The following is an 18397-nucleotide window of genomic DNA, read 5'->3' as shown; positions in this document are numbered from 1 at the left end:
TGTAGATACCCTGGTCGAAGGTGTTCACTTCCCCGCAAATTACAGTGCCGCCCATTTGGGCTGGAGATCGCTGGCAGTTGCTGCCAGCGATCTCGCTGCCATGGGGGCGAACCCCACCTGCTTTACGCTGGCATTGACCCTTCCCGAGGCGGATCCGGACTGGCTGCAGGCGTTTTCCGGCGCGCTCGCTCGTGCCTCCGAGCGGTTTGGTCTGGCACTGGCAGGTGGAGACACCACCCGTGGGCCTCGGGCCATAACCCTTCAGGTTCATGGAGACGTGCCAGACGGACAGGCGCTATTGCGTTCTGGTGCCCGGGCGGGGGATTGGGTCTGTGTCAGTGGTACGCTCGGCGACGCAGGCGCGGCGCTCGACTATCTTGAGGCCGAGAACCCGACTTCGGATCAGGCAGCGGTGCTGGAGCGCTATCATGCACCAGTGCCGCGCCTGGCGCTTGGCATGCAGTTGAGAGGGTTTGCCAGCGCCGCCATTGATATTTCAGACGGTCTGCTGGCCGATCTTGGGCACCTGCTGGAATCATCCGGAGTGGGTGCGCGGATCGATCCATCTGCGGTCCCGGTATCAGCGGCCTTGTCGCGATTGCAGGGGCCACAGGCAGCGCTCCGGTTGGCACTGCAGGCGGGCGATGATTACGAGTTATGCGTAACGGTTCCGGCCGAAGCGTGGCAGGCGCTACCCGACGCGGTGAAGAAGCAGCTGACGATTATTGGTAAGGTGATTGAAGAGCAGGGGTTGTCTGGTGTGGATGTATCAGCAACGGCTGGCGGGTATGACCATTTTGGGAGTCGTGCATGAGCGGTGATGACGAATTTCAGGAGCCGGAGTTCGCAGAAGCGCTTCTGCCCCCAGGGTTTCTGAAAAACCCGGTGCACCTGCTGGCGTTTGGCTTCGGCAGTGGTGCTGCACCGAGAGCGCCAGGTACCTGGGGAAGTCTTGCAGCCATCCCGCTCTGGCTGGGCATAGCCTGGCTACCGATGACGGCCTATTGGGTGGTTGTTGCCGTCGCTTTTGTGGTTGGTGTCTGGCTGTGTGGTAAAACGGCTACGGATCTCAAGGTGCACGACCATGGCGGCATCGTTTGGGACGAATTTGTCGGCATGTGGATCGCGCTGGCCCTCATTCCGGATAACGTGTACGGCGTTCTGATGGCGTTTGCCCTGTTCCGGTTGTTTGACGTGGTCAAACCCTGGCCGATCAGTTGGCTTGATCGCCGCGCGCCGGGGGGGCTGGGTATTATGATCGACGATGTGGTGGCGGGGTTTATGGCATTGGGCTGCCTGTACGCGATTGACCTCTGGATCATGCCTTATCTAGCCTGAGTCTGGGCACGCTTGATCCGCGACAACGGTCGTTAACCGTTGTGCTGGCTAATGAAGCTGCTGTTCTTCGGGCAGTAGCCTGACAACGTGCAGAAAGCGTTTCAGGCCCGTTTCTGCTCGCTCTCGGGTAGCAAACGGTCCGCTGTCAAAGCCCTCTCTGGTGGTGAAGTACCACTTGCTGCCCACGCAGAAGTAACGGCTGCTGCGAAACGGTAGCGGCCCATCTTCTCCGGTCCGGCGTTGAGTGTCCATGGTGTCTCCTGGGTCCGTTTATAGTAGGGAAATCGGGCTCCGTGTTTTGTTTGTTGATCTGTTTAAAATTAAATCAATCCTGGCCAAATTCAACATTTTTTTACAATTAGTAAGCCTTGGGTCTCATTCCGGGCCTACTCTGAAAACCGCGGCGTGACGAAGCCACGCCCGCACGTCTTGCCCTCGTCATAAGCCCTCGTCAGAATGCCAACGAACAGATTCACATCAAAAGGACGTCTCATGAGTATTTATTGCGTTTCCGGGATCTTCAAGACCAGGTTACTGCCCTCGTCAGCGGGGCAGTGGGTTGTGTTCTTGCTCACGGCTCTGCTTGTGTCTGGCTGCAGTTCCTCCATGACCCGGGTGCAAACCTGGGAAGGTGAGGCCACAACGGCAGGCTCTGCATTACTCAAGGCACCCGGTGAAATTCGGGTAGCCAGCGTCAACGGCCGCGCCATGGAGAGTTTTTTGATGGACGACCTGGCCCTGGATTACGACCTGCTGCCGGGTGAAACCCAGGTGGTGTTCAGTTCTAAAACCATTTGGGCAAAGGCGGGCGTGGTGAGGAGCGGCGAATCAAAAGTGCACGTCATTGAGACCGAGCCTCACGTTGTGTCGTTTACTGCCCAGGCCGGTGAAACCTACCGGTTCCAGTTTGCCAAGCCGAACTCTCGCCGGGACGCCGAAACCATGATCGAGAACTTTACCGGTGCCATTGTGAACGAGGCGGGTGACGAAGTGGCCAGCTTCGAGCTGTGGGATGGCCAGGTGCCGGCCAGTGGGAACGATCTCGAGCAGATGAAAGCCGTCTGGCAGCGTGCCTCTGAAGAGGATAAGCGTTCGTTCCTTCGCTGGGCGTTTGAATAACGGTTCCGTCAGTGCCGGAACCGTTTCAGTGTCCGGCTCAATATACCTTCCAGCAGTGTCAGAGCCTCATCCGTCAGGGTCTGGCTGCCATCGGTGTCATAGTCGCGGTCTTCTTCTGTTATGGGCAGTGCAGACGCAGCCGTTTCTATGGCGTGGAGGCTTTCCTCGAGCAATCCTTTCAGTGAATCGCCGTCAGCCACCACATCGGGGCATAGGGTGAAATTGATGGTCAGGCGTCCCTCATAACTGACCGCAACGACCACCAGGCCCATGCTGTCGAACAGGGGGGCGGAATTGTACTGCCGTGTCAGGCGCGCGCCCTGCAGATACAAAGGCACCTGAGGCCCGGGCACATTGGTAATCGGCAGGTTGAAGGCAGGCTGGTAGCGTTGGGCAATCTGTAGTTCAGAATACAGCCTGGCGGACAACGCCAGCATGGTTGACGGCAGCAGCTCGGTGAGTCGATCTGCCGAAATAGCTTCGCGGTAGGGCTCCGACGCCACGGCGTTTTGATGGATTTTGCGGATTCGGCGGGCCGGGTTGGCTTCGTTGGTGGCGAGATCAAGCAGCATTGCTGACATCTGGTTCCCGGTGGCCTTGCGCAGGCTGTTTGAGCGAACCGAGATGGGCGTCATCGCCACCAGCGATTTGCCCTCGTCGCCATCGTGATTGGCCAGGTAGCGGCGCAGAGTTTCCGCACAGAGTCCTAACACCACGTCGTTCAGTGTCACATTGCCGAGGTTAGCCTTGATGGCCTTGAGCCTGGACAGATCAACATCGGCCGAGATGATCTGTCGATTCGCTGTGATCTGTCGGTTGAAGGGGCTGTGGGGTGCGGAAAACAGGGGAAAAGGTAAGGGCAGTTTCCTGATCTGTCGTTGTACCAGGCTGCGAGCCGCGACTTCGGCCGCGTTCATGGCAAGCGACGTGACCTGCAATGGTTTGCGCAACAGGTTGGCACCGGTCTGAAGGATGATGCGCTCTTCTGATGGCTCAGGCTGTGGCTCCCAGGGCCTGGGGTTGGCAATGGCGCGCGCGTCCGGGGTGTATTCCAGAAGTTTGCCCATGATTTCCTCGCCGCTGAAGGCATCAATAGCGGCGTGATGGAGTTTGACGATCAGGGCAAAGCCGTGGAGGCCGTCGTCGTCCTCATCAGCAGGAAAGCCATCCACAAAGGTCATGTGCCAGAGCGGCCGGTCCCGTTTCAGCGGTTCCTCCAGAATTTTGGACGCCAGCCCCACCAGGCTGTGAAGCTTGCCGTGCTCCCCAAGGTTCACGTAAGCAAGGTGACGTTCAATACTGAAATCCGGGTCGTCGACCCAATAGGGACGTCCGAGGCGAAAAGGGATCTCTTTCAGGCGTTGACGAAAGACCGGAACCACATGCAGGCGGCTGCGCAAATAGGCCACAAACGTGCTGAATGCCAGCGGGTTGCCACTGCCGCGAGCATCAAACAGATAAATGCCGCCGATGTGCATCGGAGCGGTTTCCGACTCCAGATAAAGAAACGAGGCGTCCAGTTCCGACAACTGCCGCATGTTTGAGCTCCGTTCTGCGGATGGGTTTTCGGCAGTATAAACGAGTGAGGCAGGATTCCGTTGGCTGTTTTGCCTTCTTCTGCGGTGGCAGCGGGGTCAGGTGCTTTACCGGGTTCAGGTTTCCAGCCAGCGCGCGAAGGCATCGGACGATCCAAGCTGGTTCCAGAACCACATCAGTGCCTTGCCCTGATCCTCGGCGTGTCGCGCTAAATGAAGCATCAGCGGCTGTCTGGCTTCGTGGACATCGAGCGCAACCAGGCTGCCTGCTTCAAGCTGCTCGCGCACCCTCGGTTCCGGTAGCCACCCAACGCCGAGGCCGGCTTGTTGAAGTGCGATTTTCTGATCGATGTTGGCGACTGTAATCGTTCGTTGCCGGCGAAAGATGCCAGCATGCCCCGGCGTCAATGAACGGGATGTGTCCGCGGCCACGGCAGCGGGGTAGCCACTGATGTCCTCTTCGGTCAGGGGGTGTGTTGCTGAAGCCAGCGGGTGGCCGGGGGCGACGGCGTAGACAAAGTGCATTTTTCCCAGTGGCCGGGTGGTGAAAGTGCCGGCGGGTTTGCTGAGCTGGTCGGCACCGACAATCAGGTCAACCCGACGGCTTTGCAGGGCATCCCAGGCACCCGCGAACACCTCTTCAACGACCTGAACCTCCACCGGAACGCCGAGCGCGTAGAATTCCCGAATGGCGGGAAACAGGCAATCGGCCGGCAGCAAGGAGTTGAACCCGATGCGCAGCCGGGTTTCCCAGCCCTGAGCGACCTGGCGGGTGGTGTGCGCCAGGTTTTCTGCCGCCTCCAGAAGCGCGCGGCCCTCTTCAAGAAGGTAGCGGCCTGCCGGGGTCAGCGTGGCGCGGTGGCCGCTTCGGTCAAACACTGCGAGGTCCAGATCTTCTTCCAGTTTCTGTACCGTGTAGCTGATGGCGGAGGGCACCCGAAAAAGCTCCCCCGCCGCACCGGCAAAACTGCCTTTGCGGTCAATGGCATCCAGTACTTTCAGGGCGTCGATGGTGATGGCTGTATGCATGTTCGAATAATCTGAGGTTGTTGGCCGAAATTGCTTGTTTGTGAGGTTAGCAGGCTGGCCGTTATTCTTCTTGTGAATTTAACGGATTTTGGCGAGGTAACGAGTATGGGGCTGTTGGTGGATGGTCAGTGGCAGGATAAGTGGTACGACACCGATAAAACCGGTGGTAAATTTGAGCGTGAGGCAGCACGGTTTCGCAATTGGGTGACGCCAGACGGATCGCCGGGGCCGGACGGGCAAGGTGGATTCAGGGCAGAATCTGGCCGCTATCACCTGTATGTATCCATGGCCTGTCCGTGGGCGCATCGCACGCTGATATTCCGCAAACTCAAGGGCCTTGAGAAGCATGTTTCCGTTTCCGTGGTGCATCCGGACATGGTTGAAAACGGCTGGGAGTTTCGGCCCGGAGAGGAGCAGCATCGTGATCACCTGCACGACTTCCGCTATATGCACCAGGTGTACACCAAGGCCGCTCCGGACTATTCCGGACGAGTGACGGTACCGACGCTGTGGGATCGGGAAAAGCAGACCATCGCCAGCAATGAGTCTGCCGAGATTATTCGCATGTTTAACTCGGCTTTTGACGGCCTTGAGGGCGTGAAGACCGAAGTGGATTACTATCCGGAACGGTTGCAGAGCGAGATTGAGCAGGTCAATGCGCGGGTGTACGACACGGTCAATAACGGCGTCTATAAGGCCGGTTTTGCGACGGCCCAGGCCAAGTATGAGGAAGCCTACTCAGAGTTGTTCGAGTCACTGGACTGGCTGGAAGAGCGGCTGACCGCGCAGCGATACCTGGTGGGTGGGCAGTTGACCGAGGCTGACTGGCGGCTATTTACCACGCTGATCCGTTTCGATGCGGTGTATTACAGCCATTTCAAATGCAACCGCCAGCGTATCAGTGATTTTCCCGCGCTGTCAGGGTACCTGCGGGACCTGTATCAGGTCCCGGGTGTGGCGGAAACGGTGGATATCGGGCAGATCAAGCGCCATTATTACGTCAGCCAGCGCACCATCAACCCGACGCAGATTGTGCCAGTGGGCCCCGAGCTGGACTTCACTGCGCCCCACGGCCGTGAAGCGCTGACGTAAGCAGAGGTTCGGCGTTAACTGACCCGGGCGACGGCAACCTGGGTGAGCAGTTCGAGGGCCTCTTTGTGAGGAGAGGGTGGCAGAAGGGTGAGACAGTCAGCCGCCTTCTTCGCCTGCTCTCTAGCCACGGCCATGGTGTATTCCAGTGCGCCTGAACCTTCGACAATTCGCAGTATGGCGGGCAGGTCATCGAGCCCGCCCTTGCGGATGGCCTGGCGGATCAGCTGGCGCTCTTCCTCTACACCTTCCGCCATGGCGTAAATGAGCGGCAGCGTGGTTTTCCCTTCGGCCAGGTCGTCGCCCACGTTTTTGCCCATGGCTTCGGCATCGCCGCGGTAGTCGAGAACGTCGTCCACCAGTTGAAATGCCAGGCCCAGATGCTTGCCGTAGGTTCTCAGCGCGGTTTCCTGAGCGTCCTCCGCGCCAGCCAGCAGTGCTCCGGTGTGTGAGGCTGCCTCGAACAGCATGGCGGTTTTGTTGTGGATAACCTCCATGTACTGGGATTCGGTCAGGTCCGGATTTTTCACGTTCATCAGCTGCATGACCTCGCCCTCAGCAATGACGGCGGTGGCGTGAGACAGCACCCCCATGATGCGGAGGCTTTGCAGCTCCACCATCATCTCGAACGCGCGGGCATAGAGGAAATCACCTACCAGCACGCTGGGTGCATTGCCCCAACGAGCGTTGGCCGTGCTGCGGCCCCGGCGCATGTCTGAGGTGTCTACCACGTCGTCGTGGAGCAGGGTGGCGGTGTGCAGGAACTCGATGACGGCGGCCAGTTTCAGATGGTCGTCTTTCTTGTACCCGGCCGCTTGGCTGGACAACAAAACCAGCAGAGGCCGCAATCTTTTTCCACCACTTTCAATAATATAGTGGGCTATTTTCTCAACAAGGGGAACGTCTGAAGAAAGCCGTTTGATGATCAGGTCATTAACGCGGCTGAAGTCATCGGCCACGGTCTCGTAGATGCGCTGGGCTGTCATGCGGCTTGCGGTTCCCTTTCTGAAGCTTCTGGAGCGGTCGTTGATGCTGTTTGTTGAACCCTTGCTTGAACTATACGGGCGGATCGCGGCAATGCTAGGTACTGGGGCTTTCAGTGTCAACTTGGCTTGAACTTCTTAACGGGTTTTCGTACAATCACGCGCCCAACTCATCCCAACCTGCGCTCCCTGCTATAGGGTTGCCGAAGCGCTTCCCTTAGAACCAGGCGGATAAGAGCAGGGATGGGTCAATCGCGGAGAACGTTAATGTACGCAGTTATTGTTAGCGGTGGTAAACAGCACCGTGTAAAAGAAGGCGAAACTCTGAAGCTGGAAAAGCTGGAAGTGGAAACCGGCGGCAACGTCGAGTTTGACCGCGTACTGCTGATCGCTGATGGCGACAAGGTTCAGGTTGGCGCGCCGGTTGTTGATGGTGCCAAAGTGACAGCGGAAGTGGTTAACCACGGCCGTCACGACAAGATCCAGATCATCAAGTTCCGTCGTCGGAAGCATTCCATGAAGCGTCAGGGCCACCGTCAGTGGTTTACTGAAGTCAAGATCACGGGTATCCAGGGCTAAAACCCTCGAGTAACCCCTTAGATAAGGAGGCTGGTAATGGCTCATAAAAAGGCAGCAGGTAGTACCCGTAACGGTCGCGATTCCGAGTCGAAACGACTTGGTGTCAAGCGCTACGGTGGTGAAGCTGTTTCTGCAGGCAGCATCATCATTCGTCAGCGTGGCACCCGTTTCCACGCTGGTAGCAACGTAGGCATTGGCAAGGACCACACCCTGTTTGCGAAAGCAGACGGCCAGGTGAAGTTCGAAGTCAAAGGTCCCTATAGCCGTAAGTTCGTAAGTATCGTTCCGGCTGCGTAAGCAGCGGCGATCCGGTTCTGTCGAACCTTGGGTGGCGCTGATATCCTGATATGATTGGGTATCAAGAGCCATCCGGAGCCCCGCAAAGCTTCCTTGAGGCTGCGGGGCTTTTTAGTTTATGCGCGTGGCGCAAAGGGTTGATTCATGAAATTCGTAGACGAAGCCACCATCATTGTGGAAGCCGGAAAGGGCGGGCACGGCTGCCTGAGCTTCCGGCGTGAAAAGTACGTTCCCAAAGGTGGGCCCGATGGCGGCGACGGGGGCGATGGTGGTTCCGTGTTTCTGGAAGCGGACGATTCGCTCAATACGCTGATCGACTACCGCTTCCAGCGTAAGCACAAAGCCCAGAATGGTGAGCCCGGTTCCGGCCGTAACTGCACCGGCACCAAGGGTGAAGACCTCATCCTGCCAGTACCGGTGGGTACCACGGTGGTCGACATGGACACCCACGAGGTGCTCGGGGACCTGACCTATATCGGGCAGCAGCTGAAAGTCGCCCAATGCGGTTTTCATGGCCTTGGCAATACCCGTTTCAAGTCCTCGGTCAATCGCGCCCCAAGGCAAACCACCAAAGGTTCCGAGGGTGAATTGCGCAACCTGCGGCTGGAGCTCAAAGTGCTGGCGGACGTCGGTCTTCTGGGCATGCCCAACGCGGGTAAGTCGACGTTTATTCGCTCGGTGTCTGCGGCCAGGCCGAAAGTGGCGGACTACCCGTTTACCACCCTGGTGCCGAACCTTGGCGTGGTCAGTGTGCAGGCCCATCAGAGCTTTGTTATCGCCGATATTCCAGGGCTGATTGAGGGCGCTGCTGAAGGTGCCGGGCTTGGTATTCGCTTCCTGAAGCATCTGGTCCGCACGCGGCTGTTGCTGCATCTTGTCGACGTGGCTCCCTACGATAGCTCGTCGCCGGCCGAGTCCGCGCGCGCCATTGAGCATGAGTTGGAAAAATTCAGTGAAACCCTGGCCAATCGCGAGCGTTGGCTGGTGCTGAACAAGGTCGATATGGTCCCGGAAGAAGATCGGGAGGCGCACTGCCAGGCCATCGCCGATGAGCTTGGCTGGAAAGGCCCGGTTTTCCATATATCGGCGTTGAGCGGAGAGGGCACCAAGCCGCTGACCCAGGCGGTCATGCGCTGGATCGAAGAGCAGGCCGAAGAAGAAGCCCAGAACCCCGAGTTTGCCGAACGCGAAGCGGCACGCCGTCGTCAGATGGATGAAGAGGCCCGCGTTCGTATCGAGGCCGAGCGCCAGGCTCGTCGCGCCGCCCGGGAAGATGGCGATGACGACGACTTTGATGACGACGATTATGACGTTGAAGTGGTGTACGCCCCCGAATAACCTCAACGCAGCCCAGAGAGCATCCGGTCCGATCATGAGTGAACGCATTCAGTTACGTCAGGCCCGCCGCCTGGTGGTGAAAATAGGCAGTGCCCTGCTGACCAATGATGGCAAGGGCCTGGATGTTGCCGCCCTGGGGCTCTGGGTGGATCAGATTGCGGATCTGATTGATTCGGGCGTGGAGGTGGTCATTGTATCGTCCGGCTCGGTGGCTGAGGGCATGAGCCGACTGGGCTGGAAAGTTCGCCCTGCACAGCTTCACGAGCTTCAGGCTGCCGCTGCGGTTGGGCAAATGGGGCTGGTGCAAACCTGGGAAGCCCAGTTCAAGCGCCACAACATTCACACCGCTCAGATTCTCCTCACTCACGATGACCTGTCCGATCGCAAGCGCTACCTGAATGGCAGAAGTACGCTACGAGCGCTGCTGGATTTCGGGGTCGTGCCCATCGTTAATGAAAACGACACGGTGGTCACCGACGAAATTCGCTTTGGTGACAATGACACTCTCGGTGCGCTGGTTGCCAATCTCATAGAGGCGGATGGGCTGATCATTCTCACAGATCAGTTGGGCCTGTTTGACAAAGATCCACGCAAGCACGCTGATGCACAGCTGGTGACCGAACGCAAAGCCGGCGATCATGAATTGGATGCCATGGCTGGCGGTGGAGCGGGTGTGCTCGGGCGCGGCGGCATGCAAACCAAGGTTCGCGCGGCCCGATTGGCGGCCCGCTCCGGAGCATTTACGGTGATCGTTGGCGGAAGAATCGAGCGCGCCATCACCCGGCTGCGGGCGGGTGATGTTATCGGTACGTTGCTGTTGCCGGAGCAGGGCCGCGTTGCAGCGCGCAAGCAGTGGCTGGCAAGCCATCTGCAGACTCGTGGCAAACTGATACTCGATGATGGCGCGGTCAAAGTGCTGTGCCTTGGCGGGCGCAGCCTGCTGCCGGTCGGCGTCAAGGGAGTGTCTGGCCAGTTCCGCCGTGGCGAGATGGTGTCCTGCGTGGATGGCAATGATAAAGAGGTTGCGCGAGGGCTGGTGAATTACGGTGCCGATGAAGCCCGGGCGATTGCCGGCCGCTCAAGTGACCGTATTGCCGAGGTCTTGGGCTATATCTCGGGCGAAGAGATCATTCATCGGGATAACATGGTTATCGTTTGATCGGGGTAAGCTGCGGGCACAAAAAAACCGGCTCGAAAGCCGGTTTTTTTAGCTCTGAAGAAAAGCCGCTTACGCGCTCTTCAGTGCACTGATCTTGGTGCTCAGGCGGCTCTTGAGGCGAGCAACCTTGTTCTTGGCGAAAACGCCTTTGTTGACCATGCTGTCCATGACCGGCTGAAACTTCTGGAAGGCGACCTGGGCCTCTTCGTAATTGCCGGCTTCAATCTTGGCGTGAACTTTCTTCATGTAAGTACGCGCCATGGAACGCAGGCTGGCGTTGTGCTTGCGGTTCTTCTCGTTCTGACGTGCGCGCTTCTTGGCTTGCGGGGAATTTGCCACCGTATAACTCCTGAAAATCTGCAATTGATTCGAAAAATTCGCGGGCGCGCCAAAACCAGCGCGTCGAAATAAATGACGCGAAACTATGCCGCCGATGCGATTAAATGTCAAGGCTTAAACCCATTTCATCCCGTGGTGCGCAAGGGCTGTGCTAAACTCGCCGCTCGGCCAATTCTGACGACAGGCTCCGGATGTCATCTCACACCGAAAATCCATCACAAAAGACGTTGCCCCCCAAAGCACCCGGCCTGCTCCGCTCGTCTGGCGTGGTGGGTATCATGACCATGCTGTCCCGGGTGCTGGGGCTGGTTCGCGACATGGTGATCGCACGGTATTTCGGTGCCGGAGCCGGAGCCGACGCGTTCTTTGTGGCGTTCAAAATCCCCAACTTTCTTCGCCGGCTATTTGCAGAAGGTGCTTTTTCCCAGGCATTTGTGCCGGTGCTGTCCTCCTATCGGGAAAAAGAAGACATTGCCGAAGTGCGGCGTCTGGTCAATGCGGTGGCGGGTTCTCTCGGGCTTATTCTGCTTGGGGTTACCCTGGTGGCGATGCTTGGGGCCCCGCTGCTGACCGCGGTGTTTGCGCCGGGCTTTATTGATGATGACTACAAGTTTGGTCTGGCCAGCGATATGTTGCGGATCACCTTTCCGTACCTGCTGCTGATTTCCCTGACCGCGTTTGCCGGCGGCATTCTCAACAGTTACGACCGCTTTGCGATTCCAGCGTTCACGCCGGTGTTGCTGAACCTGGCGATGATCTGCGCGGCGGTGTTCCTGACGCCGTTGATGGAAACGCCGGTGATGGCGCTGGCGTGGGGTGTGTTTATCGCGGGTGCTCTGCAGTTGTTTTTTCAGCTGCCTTTTCTGATGCGGCTTGGCTTGTTGCCCCGGCCGCGGGTGGACTACCGCCACGAAGGGGTCAGCCGGATTCTCAGGTTGATGGCCCCGGCGCTGTTTGGGGTGTCGGTGAGCCAGATTAATCTGCTGCTGGATACGGTGTTGGCCTCGTTCCTTCAGACCGGCAGCGTGTCCTGGCTGTATTACTCGGACCGGCTCTCGGAATTACCACTGGGAGTCTTCGGGATTGCCATTGCTACGGTGATCCTCCCCAGCCTGTCCCGTAAACACGCGGCGGCTTCAGCGGACCAGTTTGCCGCCACCCTGGACTGGGCGGTGCGGGCGGTGTTGCTGATTGGCTTGCCGGCGGTGATTGCCCTGGCGCTGTTGGCGGAGCCGTTGATCGCCACGCTGTTTCATTACGGCGAGGTGACGGATCGGGATGTGGTCATGTCCGCCCAGAGCCTGCGTGCCTACTCCGCCGGTTTGCTGGCCTTCATGTTGATCAAGGTGCTGGCACCGGGGTTCTTCGCTCGCCAGGACACTAAAACGCCGGTCAAAATCGGCATTATCGCGATGGTGGCCAACATGGCTATGAATCTGGCGTTGATCGTGCCTCTGGCGCATGCCGGGCTGGCTCTGGCCACGTCGCTTTCTGCCTGGCTCAACGGGCTGCTGTTGTGGCGCGGGCTGAAAAAGCAGGGAGCCTGGAAAGGTCAGGCCGGCTGGCCGCGCTTTCTGGCTCAGCTGGCGCTGGCAAACGGAGCGCTCGCGGCCGTGATTCTCTACTTGCGTGCGCCGGTGGCCGAATGGCTGGCTGCCTCGGGCACCCAGAGGGCCCTGGACATGGGTATTCTGGTGGGTGCGGGTGTCGGTGTGTACTTCGTTGTGCTTGCGCTGGCGGGGGTACGGGTAAGACATTTCCGGCACAGGTAGGTTATAATCGCGCGCTTTCTCGCCAGCGATTCCCGCAAGGGGCCGCTGAACGCAACACTGGTAATTGAAGGTTCGCATTTCATGCGTCTGATCCGGGGGCTGACCAACCTGAAAACGTTGTCCCGGCAAGAGGCCTCGCCTCTGGCCGATGGCTGCGTTGCGACCATTGGTAATTTTGACGGCGTACATCTGGGCCACAAAACCATCCTTGATCAGGTCAAGGAAAAGGCTCGCGCACTGAACGTTCCCTCCGTGGTGATGGTGTTTGAGCCCCAGCCCCGGGAATTTTTTCAGGGTAAGGAAGCACCCCCCCGGTTGATGGCCTTTCGGCAGAAATTCGAAACCCTGCAGGCCGAAGGCATCGACATGGTTTTGTGCCTTCGTTTCAACGAGCGGTTTCGCAGTTATTCGGGCATGGGGTTCATCGAAGACGTGCTGATTAACGGCCTGGCGGTTCGCCATCTGGTGGTGGGCGACGATTTTCGCTTCGGCTGTGATCGGGCTGGTGATTTTGCGCTCCTGGAGCAGGTTGGGGCCGCCAGGGGCTTCACCGTCGAAAACACCCTCACTGTCACGGTAAGCAATGAGCGGGTGAGCAGTACCCGCATCCGGGACCTGTTGAGTGTGAACCGACTGGGGGACGCTGAGAAGCTGTTGGGCCACCCTTACCGAATTCGTGGCCGGGTGGTTTACGGCCGCCAGCTCGGCCGGGAAATCGGTGCCCCGACGGCGAACCTACGCCTGCGACAGATGCCTGCGTTGCAGGGGGTTTTCGTGGTCAGCGCTACGCTGCCGGATGGCACGGTGCATGATGGCGTTGCGAATATTGGCGTTCGGCCAACAGTAGACGGCAAACAACCGTCTCTTGAAGTGCACCTGTTTGACTTTGCTGGCACACTTTATGGCCAGGCGTTGGACGTGGTGTTTCGTCACGGTGTGCGGGAAGAAATCAAATTCTCCTCCGTGGACGAGCTAAAGGCGCAAATTGCCCGGGATTTTAACAGCGCCAGGGCGTGGATTACCGAGAATGGTTCTGCTGCTGCCAGCCTGTGAGCGGCGCGGGCAGCCTCTTACCCTTATACATTGATGATCACTGACCGAAAGAGTACGCACACAGACCATGAGCGACTATAAGCACACTCTGAATCTGCCTGAAACCGCCTTTCCCATGCGCGGCAACCTGGCCAAGCGCGAGCCGGACATGCTCAAGCGCTGGCAGGATCTGGATGTCTACGGCAATTTGCGCAAGCAGCGCGAAGGGCGGGAAAAGTTCATCCTCCACGATGGCCCTCCTTACGCCAACGGCAGCATTCACATTGGTCACGCGGTCAACAAGATTCTGAAAGACATGATCGTCAAATCCCGCAGCTTTATGGGCTACGACGCGCCCTATGTGCCGGGTTGGGACTGCCATGGTCTGCCTATTGAGCACAAGGTCGAGCAGGAAATTGGCAAAGCCGGTGTGAAGGTGGATTACAAAACCTTCCGCCAGGCCTGTCGTGACTACGCCACCAAGCAGATTGCCGGCCAGAAAGCAGACTTTATCCGTCTGGGGGTCATGGGGCAGTGGGACAAACCCTATCTGACAATGGACCCGACAGTGGAAGCCGACATCGTTCGCGCCCTCGGCAAGATCGTCGCCAAGGGCCATCTGGTTCGCGGTTTCAAGCCGGTTTACTGGAGCGTGGTCGGTCAGTCCGCATTGGCGGAAGCCGAGGTGGAGTATCAGGACAAGACCTCGGTGCAGATTGACGTGCGTTTCACCGTGGCGGATCAGGCCCGGGTGCTCGACCTGTTCGGTACCGACAAGGGCCAGGGTGAGGTGTCGGTGGTGATCTGGACCACTACGCCCTGGACCATTCCTGCCAACCAGGCTGTGTGCGTTCACCCCGAGCTTGACTATGCGTTGGTTGAAGTCGACGCGGGCAACGGTCCGGAGCGTGTGATCGTGGCGGCGGAAATGGTGGAGGGGATCCTGTCTCGTTGGGGCGTTGACAGCTTCGAAGTACTGGCCAGATCCACCGGTGCCGCGCTTGAAAATCTGGTTCTCCAGCACCCTGTGTTTGATAAGCAGGTTCCGCTCATCCTGGGCGATCATGTGTCTACCGACGCGGGTACCGGTGTGGTCCATACCGCCCCCGATCACGGCATGGAAGACTTTGAAGTGGGCAAGGCCAACGGCATCGGCACCATCAGCCTGGTGAAGGCGGATGGCACCTACACTCAGGCTGCCGGCGAGTTCGCAGGAATTCACGTGTACAAGGCTGATGACCCCGTCTGTTCGGCACTGGAGCGTGAAGGCAAGCTGGTTCGGGCGGAGAAATTCCGCCACAGCTATCCCCATTGCTGGCGCACCAAAACGCCGTTGATCTATCGTGCCACACCGCAGTGGTTTATCAGCATGGAGAAGGAAAATCTCCGCAACGACGCTCTGGAAGCCATCAAGGGCGTACGTTGGGTTCCGGCCTGGGGGCAGAACCGTATTGAGGCGATGTTCAAACAGTCACCGGACTGGTGTATCTCCCGTCAGCGTACCTGGGGCGTACCGATCACCCTGTTTATCCACAAGGAAACCCAGGAGCTGCATCCGGACACTCAGAACCTGATTGAAGCCGTGGCCCGGGAAATTGAGAAGGGCGGCATTGATGCCTGGTACGACATCGACCCTGCGGAACTGCTGGGCAGCGACGCTGACCAGTATGAAAAGGTCACGGACACGTTGGATGTCTGGTTTGATTCCGGCGTCACCCATGACTCTGTGCTTCGCCCCCGCACGGAGCTGGGCCAGTTCCCGGCGGATATGTACCTGGAAGGCTCGGATCAGCATCGTGGCTGGTTCCAGTCTTCCCTGAAAACGTCCATCGCCATGAACGGCGTAGCGCCCTACAAGCAGGTGCTCACCCACGGTTTCACGGTGGATGGCAAAGGCCTCAAGATGTCCAAGTCCATGGGCAACGTGATCGCGCCACAGGAAGTCATGAACGAGCTGGGTGCCGACATTCTGCGCCTGTGGGTGGCTGCGACCGATTACAGTGGCGAGATGACGGTGTCCAAGGACATCTTGCGCCAGACGGCAGACGGCTACCGCCGTATCCGTAACACCGCCCGCTTCCTGTTGAGCAACCTGTCAGGTTTTGATCCGGAGCAGCACACGGTGGCACCGGACGACATGATTGCCCTGGACCGTTGGATGGTGGACCGCGCTCTGCAGTTGCAGAATGAGCTCGATGAGGACTACCAGAACTACGCCTTCCTGCGGATTTACCAGAAGGTTTATAACTTCTGTGAGGCGACGCTGGGCGGCTTCTATCTCGACATTATCAAGGACCGCCAGTACACCACTCAGGCTGACAGCCTGGAGCGGCGTTCGTGTCAGACGGCGCTCTATCACGTCGCGGAAGCCTTGGTGCGCTGGATTGCGCCGATTTTGAGCTTTACGGCCGACGAAATCTGGCAGACCCTGCCGGGCAAGCGCGGTGAAACCGTATTTTACGAGACCTGGTACGAAGGGCTGACGGCTTTGCCGGAGAGCGACGAGCTGGGCCGGGAATACTGGAGTGAGATCTACCGCGTCAAAGAAGCAGTCAACAAGCGCCTGGAAGAGGCGCGAGCGCGGGGCGAAATCAAAGGCTCATTGAGCGCTGAAGTCACACTCTATTGCGAAGGCGATCTGGCTGCCGACCTGAAACACCTGGGTGAGGAGCTGAGGTTCGTGTTGATCACGTCAGAGGCGACGGTTCAGCCGTTTTCTGAAGCCGGGGATGCGGAGCTTACCTCGCACGAAGGTTTGCGGGTGACAGTAACGCCGGCGACTCATGCCAAATGCGAACGTTGCTGGCACCATCGCGAGGATGTCGGCCAACATGGGTCATACCCAGACCTGTGCGGCCGCTGCGTCACCAACCTCGAAGGGCCGGGCGAAGCCCGTTCGTTCGCCTGATGGATGCGGTTATGACGGACGAACGCACCGGCTCCAAACTGAAGTGGCTGTGGCTGGCGGTGCTGGTCATTGCCCTCGATCTGGGGACCAAAGCCATGGCCACCGCCATGCTGACCTACGCCAACCCGGTGCCGGTGATGCCCAGCTTCAACCTGACGTTGCTGCACAACACCGGCGCGGCGTTCAGCTTTCTGGCGGGTGCCGCCGGCTGGCAACGCTGGTTTTTCGTGGTGCTGGCCATCGGCGTGAGCGTGGCCCTGGTGATCTGGCTGAAAACCCTCAAGCTTCAGGAAACCTGGACGGCGATTGCTATCGCACTCATTCTGGGCGGTGCAATCGGCAACGTGTATGACCGGATCGTGCACGGTTATGTGGTCGATTTTCTGCATTTTTACTGGAACGACTGGCATTTCCCCGCCTTCAACCTGGCCGACACCGCCATTACCATCGGTGCCGGCATGATGATTCTCGACATGTTCCGCAAGCCCCCTGGTGCGGCGGCGGAAGGGAGCGATCCACAACCATGAAAGACCTACCGATCGACAAGGGCACCCGCGTTACCCTGAATTTTGCCCTGAAATTTGAAGATGGCGAGGTGGTGGACTCCACCTTCGATAAAACCCCTGCCACGCTGGAAATAGGCGACGAAAATCTGCCAGAAAATTTTGAGGCCTATCTGATGGGCATGACCGCCGGCGAGAGCAAATCGGTGCAGGTTCCACCGGAAAAAGGGTTTGGGCAGCACAACCCCAACAACGTCCAGGTGTTCAAGCGTCACGAATTCAGTGCGGACATGGTGCTTGAGGCGGGGGTGATGATTTCGTTTGCCGATGCCCGCCAACAAGAGTTGCCTGGCATGGTGAGCCGCGTTGAAGGTGATGAAGTCGAAGTAGACTTCAACCATCCGCTGGCAGGGCGTACACTCACCTTTGAGGTGGAAATCATTGACGTGGAGCCGGTTGGCCCGGCCCACTAACCAGAGCAGCAGGCTGACATGCAGATCCGACTCGCCAATCCCCGCGGCTTTTGTGCCGGCGTTGACCGTGCCATCGAAATTGTAAATCGGGCACTGGATGTATTTGGTGCGCCCATTTACGTCCGCCATGAGGTGGTCCACAACAAATTTGTGGTGGACCACTTGCGTGATCGCGGCGCGGTGTTCGTGGATGAGTTGCATGAAGTGCCGGACGACACCCTGGTGATCTTCAGTGCCCACGGTGTGTCCCAGGCGGTGCAAAACGAAGCCGCCCGCCGCGGCCTGAAGGTGTTTGATGCCACCTGCCCGCTGGTCACCAAAGTCCACATGGAAGTGATGCGCTACAGCCGCGAAGGCCGCGAGTGCATTCTGATCGGTCACCATGGCCACCCGGAAGTGGAAGGGACCATGGGGCAGTACGATCACAGCAACGGCGGCGACATCTATCTGGTGGAAAACGAGGCCGACGTCGGCAGCCTGAACGTGGATGACCCCGCGAAGCTTTGCTATGTCACCCAGACCACCTTGTCCATGGATGACACCGCTCGGGTCATCGACGCCTTGCGGGCAAAGTTCCCCCAAATTGAGGGGCCACGTAAAGATGACATCTGCTACGCCACCCAGAATCGTCAAGACGCCGTCAAGCAACTGGCTGGTGACTGTGACCTGATGCTGGTGGTTGGCTCCCCCAACAGCTCCAACTCCAACCGCTTGCGCGAACTGGCCGAGCGCATGGGCACTCCCGCCTACCTGATCGATGAAGCCGCCCAGATTGAACCGCAATGGCTGGATGGCAAACAATCCGTCGGCGTCACCGCCGGTGCTTCCGCCCCGGAAGTGCTGGTGAACGATGTGATAGCCCGCCTCCGCGAGCTTGGTGGCGACCTGCCCGAGGAGATTGCGG

General features: G+C 58.7%; 19 protein-coding genes. 14 read left to right on the top strand and 5 right to left on the bottom strand.

Annotated features, from left to right (window positions below; all coding sequences use genetic code 11):
* A partial coding sequence (thiL, locus tag WD429_RS12865) for a thiamine-phosphate kinase (RefSeq protein WP_368422580.1) occupies positions 1-814 on the top strand: 814 nt, incomplete at its 5' end.
* Positions 811-1338 carry a phosphatidylglycerophosphatase A gene (locus tag WD429_RS12860; protein WP_368422579.1) on the top strand — a complete coding sequence of 176 codons (528 nt, stop codon included), beginning with the start codon at positions 811-813 and terminating at the stop codon, positions 1336-1338. The genes thiL and WD429_RS12860, both read left to right, overlap by 4 nt.
* A gap of 48 nt (positions 1339-1386) precedes the next feature.
* Here the strand turns inward: WD429_RS12860 and WD429_RS12855 are convergent, their stop codons facing one another.
* Positions 1387-1590, bottom strand: coding sequence for a DUF6316 family protein (locus WD429_RS12855; protein WP_368422578.1), 204 nt, complete (start codon positions 1588-1590; stop codon positions 1387-1389).
* 240 nt (positions 1591-1830) lie between these two features.
* Between WD429_RS12855 and WD429_RS12850 the strand changes: the two genes are divergently transcribed.
* Complete coding sequence (locus tag WD429_RS12850; RefSeq protein WP_368422577.1) at positions 1831-2457, top strand: DUF2057 family protein; 627 nt, start codon at positions 1831-1833, stop codon at positions 2455-2457.
* Positions 2458-2465: 8 nt separating this feature from the next.
* On the opposite strand, the gene WD429_RS12845 is transcribed toward WD429_RS12850, so the two are convergent.
* Positions 2466-3995, bottom strand: a complete 1530-nt coding sequence (locus WD429_RS12845; protein WP_368422576.1) for a wax ester/triacylglycerol synthase family O-acyltransferase — start codon at positions 3993-3995, stop codon at positions 2466-2468.
* 114 nt (positions 3996-4109) lie between these two features.
* Positions 4110-5021, bottom strand: a complete 912-nt coding sequence (locus tag WD429_RS12840) for a LysR substrate-binding domain-containing protein (RefSeq protein ID WP_368422575.1) — start codon at positions 5019-5021, stop codon at positions 4110-4112.
* A 105-nt stretch (positions 5022-5126) separates the two neighbouring features.
* On the opposite strand from WD429_RS12840, the gene WD429_RS12835 reads away from it, so the two are divergent.
* Positions 5127-6113, top strand: a complete 987-nt coding sequence (locus tag WD429_RS12835) for a glutathione S-transferase family protein (protein WP_368422574.1) — start codon at positions 5127-5129, stop codon at positions 6111-6113.
* A gap of 14 nt (positions 6114-6127) precedes the next feature.
* On the opposite strand, the gene ispB is transcribed toward WD429_RS12835, so the two are convergent.
* A complete protein-coding gene (gene ispB, locus WD429_RS12830; protein ID WP_368422573.1) occupies positions 6128-7096 on the bottom strand; it encodes an octaprenyl diphosphate synthase in 969 nt (322 codons plus the stop codon).
* Between the two features lie 264 nt (positions 7097-7360).
* Between ispB and rplU the strand changes: the two genes are divergently transcribed.
* The 4 genes from rplU (at position 7361) to proB (ending at position 10466) form a co-directional block, all read left to right on the top strand.
* Positions 7361-7672: a 50S ribosomal protein L21 gene (rplU, locus tag WD429_RS12825; protein WP_348296915.1), complete on the top strand. Its 312-nt coding sequence runs from the start codon at positions 7361-7363 to the stop codon at positions 7670-7672.
* A 36-nt stretch (positions 7673-7708) separates the two neighbouring features.
* The gene (gene rpmA, locus WD429_RS12820) at positions 7709-7969 is read left to right on the top strand and encodes a 50S ribosomal protein L27 (RefSeq protein WP_368422572.1); all 261 of its coding nucleotides are present in this window, start codon (positions 7709-7711) and stop codon (positions 7967-7969) included.
* A 144-nt stretch (positions 7970-8113) separates the two neighbouring features.
* On the top strand, positions 8114-9307 hold the full coding sequence (gene cgtA / locus WD429_RS12815; protein WP_368422571.1) for an Obg family GTPase CgtA: 1194 nt from the start codon (positions 8114-8116) through the stop codon (positions 9305-9307).
* A gap of 34 nt (positions 9308-9341) precedes the next feature.
* Positions 9342-10466, top strand: a complete 1125-nt coding sequence (gene proB, locus WD429_RS12810; protein WP_368422570.1) for a glutamate 5-kinase — start codon at positions 9342-9344, stop codon at positions 10464-10466.
* 69 nt (positions 10467-10535) lie between these two features.
* On the opposite strand, the gene rpsT is transcribed toward proB, so the two are convergent.
* Positions 10536-10805: a 30S ribosomal protein S20 gene (gene rpsT, locus WD429_RS12805; protein ID WP_368422569.1), complete on the bottom strand. Its 270-nt coding sequence runs from the start codon at positions 10803-10805 to the stop codon at positions 10536-10538.
* A 191-nt stretch (positions 10806-10996) separates the two neighbouring features.
* Here rpsT and murJ point away from each other — a divergent pair, with 191 nt between their 5' ends.
* The 6 genes from murJ to ispH all read left to right on the top strand — a co-directional run.
* The gene (gene murJ / locus WD429_RS12800; protein ID WP_368422568.1) at positions 10997-12577 is read left to right on the top strand and encodes a murein biosynthesis integral membrane protein MurJ; all 1581 of its coding nucleotides are present in this window, start codon (positions 10997-10999) and stop codon (positions 12575-12577) included.
* Between the two features lie 81 nt (positions 12578-12658).
* Positions 12659-13630 (top strand): bifunctional riboflavin kinase/FAD synthetase, encoded by a 972-nt coding sequence (gene ribF, locus WD429_RS12795; protein WP_368422567.1) that lies wholly within the window; start codon positions 12659-12661, stop codon positions 13628-13630.
* A 67-nt stretch (positions 13631-13697) separates the two neighbouring features.
* Positions 13698-16517 carry an isoleucine--tRNA ligase gene (gene ileS, locus WD429_RS12790; protein ID WP_368422566.1) on the top strand — a complete coding sequence of 940 codons (2820 nt, stop codon included), beginning with the start codon at positions 13698-13700 and terminating at the stop codon, positions 16515-16517.
* Positions 16517-17044: a signal peptidase II gene (gene lspA, locus WD429_RS12785; protein ID WP_368422565.1), complete on the top strand. Its 528-nt coding sequence runs from the start codon at positions 16517-16519 to the stop codon at positions 17042-17044. Before ileS ends, lspA begins: the two co-directional genes overlap by 1 nt.
* The gene (locus WD429_RS12780; RefSeq protein ID WP_368422564.1) at positions 17041-17493 is read left to right on the top strand and encodes a peptidylprolyl isomerase; all 453 of its coding nucleotides are present in this window, start codon (positions 17041-17043) and stop codon (positions 17491-17493) included. Before lspA ends, WD429_RS12780 begins: the two co-directional genes overlap by 4 nt.
* Before the next feature lie 18 nt (positions 17494-17511).
* On the top strand, positions 17512-18397 hold an 886-nt coding region (ispH, locus tag WD429_RS12775; RefSeq protein WP_368422563.1), incomplete at its 3' end, for a 4-hydroxy-3-methylbut-2-enyl diphosphate reductase.

The organism is Marinobacter sp. (assembly GCF_040904845.1).
Lineage (GTDB): Bacteria > Pseudomonadota > Gammaproteobacteria > Pseudomonadales > Oleiphilaceae > Marinobacter.
Note: the sequence above shows the minus strand (reverse complement) of the source record. Positions and strands in the feature narration are given on the sequence as shown.

Coding starts and splice junctions, on each gene's coding strand:
- WD429_RS12860 (WP_368422579.1), top strand. CDS start 811: ATGAGCGGTGATGACGAATTTCAGGAGCCGGAGTTCGCAGAAGCGCTT.
- WD429_RS12840 (WP_368422575.1), bottom strand. CDS start 5,021: ATGCATACAGCCATCACCATCGACGCCCTGAAAGTACTGGATGCCATT.
- WD429_RS12835 (WP_368422574.1), top strand. CDS start 5,127: ATGGGGCTGTTGGTGGATGGTCAGTGGCAGGATAAGTGGTACGACACC.
- WD429_RS12850 (WP_368422577.1), top strand. CDS start 1,831: ATGAGTATTTATTGCGTTTCCGGGATCTTCAAGACCAGGTTACTGCCC.
- WD429_RS12855 (WP_368422578.1), bottom strand. CDS start 1,590: ATGGACACTCAACGCCGGACCGGAGAAGATGGGCCGCTACCGTTTCGC.
- WD429_RS12780 (WP_368422564.1), top strand. CDS start 17,041: ATGAAAGACCTACCGATCGACAAGGGCACCCGCGTTACCCTGAATTTT.
- ileS (WP_368422566.1), top strand. CDS start 13,698: ATGAGCGACTATAAGCACACTCTGAATCTGCCTGAAACCGCCTTTCCC.
- ispB (WP_368422573.1), bottom strand. CDS start 7,096: ATGACAGCCCAGCGCATCTACGAGACCGTGGCCGATGACTTCAGCCGC.
- ribF (WP_368422567.1), top strand. CDS start 12,659: ATGCGTCTGATCCGGGGGCTGACCAACCTGAAAACGTTGTCCCGGCAA.
- proB (WP_368422570.1), top strand. CDS start 9,342: ATGAGTGAACGCATTCAGTTACGTCAGGCCCGCCGCCTGGTGGTGAAA.
- rpmA (WP_368422572.1), top strand. CDS start 7,709: ATGGCTCATAAAAAGGCAGCAGGTAGTACCCGTAACGGTCGCGATTCC.
- murJ (WP_368422568.1), top strand. CDS start 10,997: ATGTCATCTCACACCGAAAATCCATCACAAAAGACGTTGCCCCCCAAA.
- WD429_RS12845 (WP_368422576.1), bottom strand. CDS start 3,995: ATGCGGCAGTTGTCGGAACTGGACGCCTCGTTTCTTTATCTGGAGTCG.
- cgtA (WP_368422571.1), top strand. CDS start 8,114: ATGAAATTCGTAGACGAAGCCACCATCATTGTGGAAGCCGGAAAGGGC.
- lspA (WP_368422565.1), top strand. CDS start 16,517: ATGGATGCGGTTATGACGGACGAACGCACCGGCTCCAAACTGAAGTGG.
- rplU (WP_348296915.1), top strand. CDS start 7,361: ATGTACGCAGTTATTGTTAGCGGTGGTAAACAGCACCGTGTAAAAGAA.